Annotated in this window: 3 protein-coding genes; 2 read left to right on the forward strand and 1 reads right to left on the reverse strand. The window is 33.1% G+C overall.

The window, feature by feature from the left end; all coding sequences use genetic code 11:
- The first annotated feature begins 205 nt into the window (after positions 1-205).
- Positions 206-1120 (forward strand): class I SAM-dependent methyltransferase, encoded by a 915-nt coding sequence (locus ACP6PM_RS34790; RefSeq protein WP_426591437.1) that lies wholly within the window; start codon positions 206-208, stop codon positions 1118-1120.
- A gap of 1781 nt (positions 1121-2901) precedes the next feature.
- On the opposite strand, the gene ACP6PM_RS34795 is transcribed toward ACP6PM_RS34790, so the two are convergent.
- Complete coding sequence (locus tag ACP6PM_RS34795) at positions 2902-5019, reverse strand: tetratricopeptide repeat protein (RefSeq protein WP_426591438.1); 2118 nt, start codon at positions 5017-5019, stop codon at positions 2902-2904.
- 861 nt (positions 5020-5880) lie between these two features.
- Between ACP6PM_RS34795 and ACP6PM_RS34800 the strand changes: the two genes are divergently transcribed.
- Positions 5881-7071 carry a glycosyltransferase family 2 protein gene (locus ACP6PM_RS34800; protein ID WP_426591439.1) on the forward strand — a complete coding sequence of 397 codons (1191 nt, stop codon included), beginning with the start codon at positions 5881-5883 and terminating at the stop codon, positions 7069-7071.
- The last annotated feature ends 127 nt before the right edge of the window (positions 7072-7198 follow it).

Raw genomic sequence — 7198 nt, forward strand, 5'->3', positions numbered from 1 at the left:
TCTGTAGAATCAACAAATTAAGTTTGTCGATTCACAGAATAAAAAAATTCATTTTCAGAGATTATTTGTAGGAGCAAAAATCACAAAAAAATGAATTCTTAATCTTGCCTTTTTAAGAGGATAAAAAAATATTCTATCCATTATTTAAAGCTTCCGACTTTAGTCAGAGGTACTGATAACTGATAAGTGATAAGTGATAACTGAAATGACTACTACTTTCAAATCTAAGCCTAATTTAGCAACAAAATTAGTAAATGGAATTCTCTCAATTAAACCACTCGCTAATTTTGCTAAAACTCAAGCACGAAAAATGATTATTAAACGTGCAGAAAAAATTGGTGTTCCTTGGCGTAAACAAGCAAAAGAACTTTCCGAACGTAATTGGAATAGAGAATGGGAAATAGTAAATAATCCTAATTTGGCATATCCTGAATATTACCTCACTTCATTTCATGCTTATGAAAAAGGTAATATGAGTTGGCAAGCTGCAACTGAAGTAGAAGTAGCATCATTGGCAGTTCATGCAGGAATTTGGCCGGAAGAAGGTATTGGTGGAGATGCTAGATTTCGTAAAGGTTTTATTGATATTTTAAAAGCAGAAATTTCTACACCAAAAGATGTTTTAGATTTAGGGTGTAGCGTGGGGTTAAATACTTTTCCCCTACAAAAAGTTTTCCCTGAAGCTAAGTTCACAGGGGTAGATTTATCGCCTTATTTTTTGGCAGTTGGTTTGTATCGTTCTGAACAGCAAAATTTGGATATTAATTGGGTTCATGCTCCTGCTGAAGCAACTGGTTTGCCTGATGATTCTTTTGATTTGGTTTCTATCTGTTTGGTATGCCATGAATTACCACAATTTGCTACTCGAAAAATATTTCGGGAGGCAAGGCGCTTGTTACGTTCAAATGGTAGTATTGCTATTATGGATATGAATCCTAAGTCGGAAGTTTATGCTACGATGGCTCCTCATATTTTTACTTTGTTGAAGAGTACGGAACCTTATTTGGATGAATATTTTACTTTGGATATTGAAAAGGAGTTGGTTGATGCTGGTTTTTCAGCTCCGAAAATAATTTGTAATACTCACCGTCACCGCACTATTATTGCTAGGGTTGCTTGATTATTAAGGTTGAATTTTTATCGCCCCTTCGGGGCGAGGAGTCAGGAGTCAGAATTAATATCAATTTAAAAATTTATTAGAGACTGTTTGTAAAGGAAATATAAAAAGGATATAGGGAACAGGGAACAGGGAACAGGGAATAGGGAATAGGTATGGAGGGAGGAAGAAATCAAGACAACTATTTGTAAGTTAAAAATCTGGGAATATATGTACCTTTAAACCTCTGGTATCTAGGAAATTTCAATCTCTTGAAGTACTACCGCTTTTAGATTTTAGTCATTATTTGCTCTGTTAAGACTTATTTTACAAACAGTCTCTTAGGCTTGAAGCAAGAGTTGGCTTTCAGCGTTTAACTAAGAATAGTTTTCCCTTTCTTGATAATATGCTAGCTGATTGATTTTTAGCTCTTAAAGTTTTTAAGTTGAATAAAAAATCATGTATACGGGCGAGTTACACCCAACTATATATTAGTCTATCACAATTTTTAGAGAAGTACAATTGGTATCGGCGATTTTTTTTAGAGCTTCAGAGAATGAGAGTCTAATACTATAGCCCCTTCGGGGAGAGTAGTCAGGAGTCAGGAGTCAGAATTAATATCAATTCAAAAATTTATTAGGTTTGAAGCAAGAGTTAGCTTTCACCGTTTAACTAAGAATAGTTTTCCCTTTCTTGATAATACGCTAGCTGATTTATTTCTAGCTCTTAAAGTTTTTAAGTTGAATAAAAAATCATGTATACGGGCGAGTTACACCCAACTATATATTAGTCTATCACAATTTTTAGAGAAGTACAATTGGTATCGGCGATTTTTTTTAGAGCTTCAGAGAATGAGAGTCTAATACTATAGTAGTAATGCTGTGCATTCTCATTCTCTACTCCTCAATTAATAGTTATGGGAATTGCTCTGACAGCTATTGACATAATTATTAGGCGAGCAATTCATATTTCCAGTTAAGTTTTTAGGTAACAACCATAGTAAATAATATCCAATAAAAAAAGATAGTGGGAAAGTAGGAAGTAGGGAATAGAAACCCTGACTATTTAGGGTTGGCTAAAAAAGTCTTTTTAAGGAGTGGGGGAGTAGGAGAGTAGAGGAGCATTTTTTTTCCCAACTCTTGCCCAAAATGCTAACTTTTTGAGCGTTTTAGACTCTTTACCTGGTACTTTTTTCGACTCCAAAAAGGCGCTTACCTTGATCTGTCAATATTTTTAAATTTAATCAATACCTATTTAATTTTCTAGTACATCGGTGCATCCGTGGCAAAAAGCTTTTCTTATTACTTGCCACTTGCCAAATCAAGGTCTCCCCTATTTACTAAAAAAGTTAATCTAGCAGTATTTTGAAACTTGTATAGTATTTTTCAATAAGAGTAAAATACAGCTCTATTTTTCTTTTCTGCTATCTGTTGCCTATTACCGAAAACCTAGAATTTTTTACCGAAAAATTTTGGTTTAAAGCCTCCCCTTGGATAGGGGATAATAAATAAAAATTTTCATTATTAGTCAATCCTCTTCTTTTCAAGGAGAGGTAATTATTCATTATTAATTGTTGAACTTACTCCTTATAGTAATTCTTCTATAAAAATCTAGCGATCACTATTAACTCTATAAACATTCAGCTATCAACAATAATGCCATTTCTCAAAAACTTTTCTACATTTTATTGAGTGGGAGAGTAGGGGAGTAAGGTAGTGCGCAGGGTTTAAATAAGCTTTGATCGCACAACCAAAAGCAATAGCTGATAGCTGACCGCTGAATGCTTACTTAACTCTTTTTCCTGTCTATGCAATAATAGGGTTATTTTTTTGAGTTTTTTTGAGTTTTTTATTTTGGTTATTACTGACATCTAAATTTGCTTGTGAATTAGATTTATTTTTCTCAGTTAAAATTTCTTCTGCTTGTAATTCTGATAATAATTTACTACGTTTTAGCCGAGATTCTGAGTCATCTGGTTTAATAGCAAGAGCGCGGTTATAACAAGCCAAAGCTTCTTGATAGTGTTTGATTTTTTCTAAGACTATACCTTTTCTTCCCCAAGCTTCATAACTATTATTATTAATAGCAATTGTTCGGTCGTAAGCTGTCAAAGCTTCTTCATAACTTTCCAATTTTTCTAATACCCTACCTTGACATAACCAACCTTCATAACGTTCTTTTTGAATAGCAATAGCATGATTACAAGACCTTAAAGCTTCCTCATACTTTTCTAACTTCAATAATGCTTCTGCTTTACCCAGAAAAGCTTGATAACATTGGGGGTAAATTTTAATTGCTCGGTCGTAAGAATTAACAGCTTCCTCATGCTTTTCTAAAGCACCCAAAGCTACTCCTCGATTATGCCAAACTTCATAATCATCAGGCATTAATTTAATTGCCTGGTCATAGCAATTAACTGCTTCTTTATATTTTTCAATTTGCCACAATACAGCACCTTTGTTGTACCAAATTTCATATCTATCTGGTTGAATTTTCAGTGCTTTGTCATAAGAATCAATTGCCTCAGTAAAAGATTGCAACCTTCCCAGTAAATTGCCTCGGTTATACCAAATTTCAAATTTATTTGGTTGAATTTTCAGTGCTTTGTCATAAGAATCAATTGCCTCTTCATAGCGCTCTAACTTTCCTAACAAAGCACCAAAATTATGTAAAACATCAACATTTTTCGGCTGAACTAAAAGAGCTTGTTCATAAGAAAGAAATGCCTCATTATATTGTTGCAATTTCCTGAGTAAAATACCTCTGTTTAGCCAAATTTCTACAGAATCTGGCTTAATAGAAAGAGATTTATCATAGGAAGCTAATGCCTCAGAATAACGCTCTAACTTTACAAAAACATTGCCACGATTAAACCAATATTCAAATCGATCGGGATTAATTGCAGTAGCCCGATCGTAAGCAGTAAGAGCATCAGCATAACGCTGCAATTTCACAAATACATTACCACGCTTAAACCAAGCTTCACTTAAACTAGAATTAAGAGAAATAGCTTTTTCAAAAGTTACTAAAGCTTGATTATATTGACCCTCTGAAAACTGCTTTTCTCCCAATCTAAAATAATCATCAGCAATCATACTATGCTGTTTTTCAGAGGATTTTGGTTTGTGAGTATTTTTAAGAGATTCAGTTGCTGAATTGACAGGATAATTAATTTCTTGAATAGTCTGATGTTTGGCTTCTTGAGCTTCGGAAACGATCGCTTGTAGTTGCATTAAAAACTGAGACTTTAGAGTTTCTATTTGTTCTACAGATGATTTTGATATCTTAGCTTCTTGATGAATAAATTCAATTGACTTTTTTGCAGTAACTATGTGATTTTCTAATTCAGTAAATAATTTTTGAGATTGATTCAGATTTGATTCTAACTCACTGATTTTTTTTAACCGCTTATTAACCTCACCTACTAATTCTTTAATTACCAATCTTCTAACCAACCAAAAAAAGCCAATAGTTACAGGAGGTAATAAAGTTGCAACTAATAATAAAGTATTTAATAAAGTTAGGGTAGGATTAATATCCAGACTAGCTTCTGCTTCCCTCTCTGTTTGTAAAGCAATTTGATAAGCAACTTGCCGGAATTGATGATTATTTTCTGCGGAAAATTCTACTATTTTCCCTAACCAACTATTGTTTAAAATTCCTCGAATTTGATGTAGGTTTGAAGTTGATACAGCAGCCATAAGTTTAGGGGTATTATTGGCTTGAGTGAGTAATATTTCTGGAGGAGTAATTGATTTAGTCGAAGGCAAACGACTAATCTTAATAGAATCAGTAAAATTGCTAGTTTCTGGTGCAGTTCTCTGAGGGTAAAGATTAATATTAGGAGTAGCTGTTGCCTCGATAGTTAAATTTTGGGAACTGAGGGCAGCAAGGGTTAAGATGGCTGTCTTAGAAACATTCATATTTTGTTTATTTATCTATATATAATAGAGGTTGGTTTTTAGTTTATTTTTATTGGCAAAGATTCCATTGAAATACAGGAGCAGTATTTTCTTTCTGTGGAGGAGAAAAATTGTTTACCTGAGTTGAGCATGGAGTCTACCTCTCTATTACAAGAGTTTGTTAAACTAACCCGGAAATTTATCAGTTAAGGAAGAAGTAATTCAATAATTGATAATTGATAATGAATAATTGATAATTACCTCTCCCGAAAATTGTATTGGCGCGGTAGGAAAAATTTTTTCTTGTTTCTCCTTGAAATGAGAGGCTTTAAACCTTAATTATTCGCTAAATAAAATCAGAGATAAAAAATTGCTTGATACGAACAGTTTGAGTGATGAGGAACCAAAGAAACTAAATTAAATAAGACTGGAAATTTGTGGTTTGTGCCTGTGATACCTCTTAAGCCTAATTAATTTTATGTGGCTTTATTTTGTTCTTATTCCTAACTAATTTTCTGGTAAAAAATATAAAAATTCAAAATTTAAAAGTTAAATTATTGCTATGACTAAGAGAATAGGAGAAAATAAATTATCCCAATTTTCGTACTCTATTTTTGTACTATATCCTGACTGGTTTCTCCCTACTCCCTTACTTTTTCAATTTCTTCCCTACTCCCTACTCCCTACTCTCTACTCCCTTATTTTCATAGCTAATGGGATAATTTTTTATTTGGAAGTCCCTAAATTTGAGAGGAATGATAATTGATGAAAAGTAATAGCAACTGCTATAAATAACATTTTCCTCATTCTTGCTTCTTCTTTTTTCCTTGTTCCTTGCCTTTGCTATAATGCAATATTCCTCCAATATTACTATTAGATTAAATGCCCATAAACAATTTTCCTAAAGTTACTATTTGTTTGCCTACTTATAACTCTGGAGAATTTCTCACTCAAGCAATAGATAGTATTCTTGAACAGACATTTACAGATTTTGAGTTAATTATTTCTGATGATTCCTCTACTGATAATACTCCAGAAGTTATTAGGAGTTATCTGGAGAAAGATAGTAGAATTAAATACTTACAAAATTCAAAAAACTTAGGACTTTTTCCTAATTGGAATCGTTGTTTAGAATCTGCTTCTGGAGAATATATTACTGTCTTTGCTCAGGATGATGTGATGTTGCCAAAAAATTTAGAGCAAAAGGTAAAAATTCTAGACAAATACCAAAATGTTGGCTTAGTTATTTCCTCTATTATGGTGGTGGATGATGAGAATAATTATCTTAATTGGGATTGGGCAAATTATTCTGAGGATAAGTTTGTTAATGGTGAGGAATGGGTAAGGAAAAATTTGGGAAAAGCTAATCCTATTTGTTGCCCATTTGTATTGATCAGACGAGAGGTTTTAGAGAAAGTTGGCGGGAAATTTAATGACAATTATGCTTTTGCTGCAGATTTAGAATTATGGTTAAGAATTGCTTTGGTTGCCGATCTATATTTTCTCAAAGAAATCTTGGGATATTATCGATGGCATGAAGGAAATAAAACTCACAGTTTTGATGATTTTTTTCAGGTTGAGGAACATTTACAAATCTGTAGTAATTTAATTGATAGTTTAAATTTGTCTGACTCAGAATTAAATAATTGGGAAAGTGAGGTTTTATCTCGAACTGTTAAATGGGTGAGTTATTATCGAATTTATCGTCATTTGGAAATGGCAAATTTTGATGAGGCGTTAAAGTTATGTGAATTGCTAGAAAGTTGGCGAGGTAGATCTGGAAAATTAGGTATCTCTGTGCAGGAGTTAGGCAGTAGAATACAAGAAATATTGCAAGTAAATTCTCGCCTCAAATCTGAGGTTGATACATATAGTGCTTGGGTGAAAAATCTGGAGAAAGGTAAATCTAAACTACAAGAAGATTCTCAAAGATTACATTGTTGGGTGGATAATCTTGAGCAAAAAAATTCTGCTTTAGAGGCAGAAAAATCTTGGCTAGAATCTCAGGTAAAAGCTTGGATGCAAACTGCACAAAAGTATTATCATAAAATCAAAGATAATGGGAATAGTTGAGAGAAAAATCAGACCAAATTTCATAAATTAATGGTACAACCCTCTGGTTTCCAAGACATCGTAAATATTTGGCGACTCGACTGGCGCGCCAAATATATAGGTAGTGGTTTGGGAAGCAAAATTTAGG

Origin of the sequence: Dapis brunnea BLCC-M229 (assembly GCF_050015995.1) — a bacterium.
In the GTDB taxonomy this organism is placed as follows: domain Bacteria; phylum Cyanobacteriota; class Cyanobacteriia; order Cyanobacteriales; family Microcoleaceae; genus Trichodesmium.